This is a genomic window from Microbispora sp. CL1-1 (assembly GCF_012034195.1).
GTDB lineage: Bacteria > Actinomycetota > Actinomycetes > Streptosporangiales > Streptosporangiaceae > Microbispora.
The window spans coordinates 1-4,118 of sequence record NZ_JAATEK010000098.1; the positions used below are offsets into that span (position 1 = coordinate 1).

Here is a 4,118-nt window from a genome sequence, read left to right on the forward strand (position 1 = left end):
GCCGCCGGATCCCGGCGATGAGCAGCCCGCCACGCGCCGGCGGGCCGCGGTTGGAACCCGTGCGAACTATCCGGCTGATATATCCCGGTAGTGACCTACCGATTCACGGCCCGTGTCGCCGGCGGCGACGAAGACTTCGACGAAAATTACCGGCAGGCCGGGATAGCGGAAAACGAGGACGGCAGCGGCTTCATGCTGATCTTCATGAGTGGCATCGAAGAAGCCGGCGACCAAGACGCGGATCTCGGCCTGGACACTCACTTGCCTGGTCACCGCAGACCAGCGAACCGCCTACGGTTGCGTTCGAGAAGTCACTATCCGCGATGACGCATTACGCATTGTGCTCACCCCTGCGGCTCTAGAGGACCTCGGCTTGGACGACCCGGTCATCGGCCCTCCCCGCCGCTGATCTTTACGGTGAGGACTGCCCGAGCTCGAGTCAATGCTTTGAGCAGCACAAATGTCCCTTGATAAGCGGTTTCCGAAACCATCCCCGCTACCTGCCAGTAGGAACTTGGGACCACTGGTCGCGAGCTTTCCTGCAAACACTGGCCGACGGCGACTTGGAGGTGTATAGAGACATATGTACTACATCTGTAACGCTCCATAATCTGCCTGCTCAAGCGAGGTCACTACTGCACCCGATGGGAAACGAGCAGGGGATGCGATGCGGCGACTGCCAATCACGCACCCCTGGCGGTAACACTTGCGCCGATTGTCCCTGGGCAGTCCCAACAGCGGACAAGGCTCCATCAGTCACCTTCTCAGATCGCCTTACCGAGGAAGATCTTCTAGCCCACACCCCCGTTGTGGACGTCGCAGAAGCCGATTATCAGGTAACCCGATACTTATGCTGCGCGGCCGAGTCAGACCCTATGTTCGCGCAGAACCTCGTTGCCCACATCATTCGGCAACCTCGCCGTGGCATCGCGATGTCCCCGGGTCTTGATGTCGTGGGCGTGCTCCGGCATGCATGCGCGGCGCGTAGGCGGCGGGCAATCCGGGACTGCGTCCTCACCGCCGTAAACCTGCCACTGACCCTAGTGGTATTGGGTTCAATTATCAGTGCTGCATTGACCGTCTCACTCGAACCTCTTGCTTTACTGCCATGGGCAATCGGCTTATCGACAATCGTCTCCTCGCTTGTGCTGTATCTCTCAAAGCTGCACTATTACCGCGTGATGACGGGGGCACTTCGACGCGACAGGTTCTCGGCAACTACCGCGCCCGAGCCACGCAGTCCTCTCTTGCGCAGCCGCCTGCGTCAGATCGCTGATCTAACACGCGGAAACACCACCATATACCAAGGATTCAAGCCATTCCGAGGATACGGCAAGGTGATCGGCGGCTGGTCGTTTGCAATCGACCTCACGAAACCACGGATAGAGGGGACGATTCCAGAGCTATTTGATGTCCATGACATCCGCACCTATGTCAAGAGTCAGGTAGAGGCACTGAAGTGGTTGGGCTTGACAGTAGAGGATCGCGTATTCGTCAGCGGACGGGACGTTCCTAATGACAGCATGTTCATTCAAAGCGACGGGCGTCCACGGCCAGGTGTCGACCAGGTGCATTTCAATCAACTCCTAGCGGCACCAGACAAACGAGCGCGCCCGTATATGGTTATTCGCCTACTCGGCTGGGACGGCGAACTCGCCTTAACCATATTCCTACGCTTCGTTATGGTTAAGAAAAATCTGTTCATCGAAGCCAGTCATTCAATTCTGACTCCACTCCAAGATTCGTTTCGCAAATACGATAAAATCGAGCCGGTCTCAAGCGTGAGTGACCATATGCGCTTGTTCTTTAGTTGTCTCCGACCGTTCTCTGGAATTGTCAGCGGGTTCACTCACCTCTCCGAATACCGTGACGACCGTCGAGCACTCGCGCCGAACAAAAGAGGTGTCGACCGCCAGGACTTCGACCATGGTGCCTTCTTCAGCATCAGGGAGTGGGCAAGCGATTCCCGCTATCAGCGCTACTTTCAGAAGCTCGACAGCGAGATGTACACGAAGGTCGTCGAGCAGCGGATCTTTGACTCCCTGGTTCAATTCCTTGATAGTCGGAACATTGATACGGGTGAATTGATTCAGCGACAGACCACAATCATGAACAACGGGGTGATGGTGACGGGAAATAGTTCGATTACGGCGGACAGCGTTGCCGCTGGCAACAACGCGCAAGCGATCAGCCATGGCGATCACATGGGTAGATCCGGCAGAGCCGATGGATCAACAAGAAGGTAAGGAAATGAATAAGAATGAAGGAATCTGGATCAGTGGTCACGGGCAAATCAATGCGGCAAATGTCGCATCCGGACCGAAGGCTCGAGCCGTGACTTACGCTCATCATCCCGACACCGAGCAATCCACCCGCGGTCCCGGACATTCTCGCGAAGGCCTTGATCGTACCGTGTTCGTCATCCACGGACGCGACTCGCAGGCACGGTTGAGGATGTTTGACCTGCTCCGCAGGATGGGCCTACATCCTCTGGAATGGGAGTCGATAGTGCAAGAAGTCGGGATGGCCAGCCCTTATTTGGGCGACACTGTCCGTGCCGCTTTCACCATCGCCCAAGCCGCCTTGGTATTGATGACCCCGGACGACATCGTCCGCCTGCACCCTTCACTTCAGGGGAGCGGGCCCGATCCCGAGCACGGCACGCAGTGTCAAGCCAGGCCAAACGTTCTGTTTGAGGCCGGCATGGCTTTCGGCTTGTACCCAGAGCGAACGGTTCTTATAAAGATGGGACACTTACGAGATTTCTCAGATATAGGCGGTCGCAACTACATTCAGTTTGATGGCTCAGTGCCAAGCATATTGAAGTTGCGCCAGCGGCTGCAGACGGCAGGATGCGCGGTGAGAGCTACCGGCGAGGATTTTGCGGACACAGAACATCTCCAGAATCTCGACGCATATACGCGCCACGCCGCCAGGTGATAAATTAGATCATTGTGCGTAGGCAGAAAGAACAAGATGGTGTGGAACACACGCAGAGCCCGCACGCTTTTATTCGCGCAGTTCCTCATCGCTTTTGGCCTCATCTCTGGGGCGATTCAGTTCGCGGGTCAAGTCTTTGGCGTTCGATTCGCTGAACCAGGACTAGTGACGGGGCTATCTCTGGCGGCATGCCTCGCCTGGGCCATCTTCAAGGCGTTCCCACGCCGCCATGCAGGACGCGCATTCGATTACCCCGATATTTCCATAGAAATCCGGGTCGGCGATATTCTTGAGTCGGACACTGATATCGTTGTGGGATTTTGTGACACATTCGACACGGACACCACAGACGACATCGTAATCAATGGAGCAAGCCTTCAAGGACAATTGCTACAGCGAACCTACGAGAACGATCGTCGCAGGCTCGATGATGATCTAGCGCGAGCCCTCTCGGAATACTCACCTATTAAGGTGGAGACCAAAACGACAAAGCCGCAGGGGAAATTGATGCGGTACGCCATAGGGACAGTCGCCGTCATTGGTTCACCCAAGCGGAGGATCTATTGCGTGGCATATAGCAGGATGGGTAATGATCTGACGGCTCGATGCTCTATTGACGACTTCTGGATGAGTTTAGGAAAACTGTGGACAGCAATCGGGGCTAGGGGCCAACTCAATGCCGTGGCAGTACCCATCATGGGTGCGGAGCTGGCAAGAGTGTACGCTCTTGATCGCGAGAATCTTCTGAAAGTGATTATTTTGTCTTTTGTTGCCTCATCTCGAGTACGTCCGGTATGCCGCGAGCTCACCGTGATCATCCGACCGGATGATATCGAGACGGTGGACATGTTGGAGATGCAGGCTTTCCTTGCGGCACTGTAAAAGACTAGGAGTCGACTGACAGAGCGCAACAGATCCAAGAGATACGTAGCGCGGCCGCGGGCGGACGCGCCGTGTTACCGCCGCCCGGCACAGGCGGCGGCTTGAGCCCGTATGGCAACTTACGACCACGCCCGGCTGCCGCCGCGCTTCCGTCCCAGGTCGCTCGTCGCCTGCCGATGATGCGGGTGGTGCCGTGGCCGCCTGTAGGTTTTGGCGGTGATCGAACTACGTGTCCTGTATGAAGACGATTGGCCGATTTGGCGCGAGCTGCGGCTCGCCGCGCTTGCCGAGGCGCC

Annotated in this window: 4 protein-coding genes; all 4 read left to right on the forward strand. The window is 56.8% G+C overall.

Annotated elements, in window-relative coordinates; all coding sequences use genetic code 11:
• The first annotated feature begins 90 nt into the window (after positions 1-90).
• On the forward strand, positions 91-327 hold the full coding sequence (locus HCK04_RS39950; RefSeq protein WP_168066673.1) for a hypothetical protein: 237 nt from the start codon (positions 91-93) through the stop codon (positions 325-327).
• Between the two features lie 482 nt (positions 328-809).
• Positions 810-2,246, forward strand: a complete 1,437-nt coding sequence (locus HCK04_RS39955; RefSeq protein WP_142652723.1) for a hypothetical protein — start codon at positions 810-812, stop codon at positions 2,244-2,246.
• The gene (locus HCK04_RS39960; protein WP_142652724.1) at positions 2,194-2,940 is read left to right on the forward strand and encodes a nucleotide-binding protein; all 747 of its coding nucleotides are present in this window, start codon (positions 2,194-2,196) and stop codon (positions 2,938-2,940) included. The genes HCK04_RS39955 and HCK04_RS39960 overlap by 53 nt, the downstream gene beginning before the upstream one ends.
• Before the next feature lie 36 nt (positions 2,941-2,976).
• Complete coding sequence (locus HCK04_RS39965; protein WP_142652725.1) at positions 2,977-3,822, forward strand: macro domain-containing protein; 846 nt, start codon at positions 2,977-2,979, stop codon at positions 3,820-3,822.
• Positions 3,823-4,118: the final 296 nt, after the last annotated feature.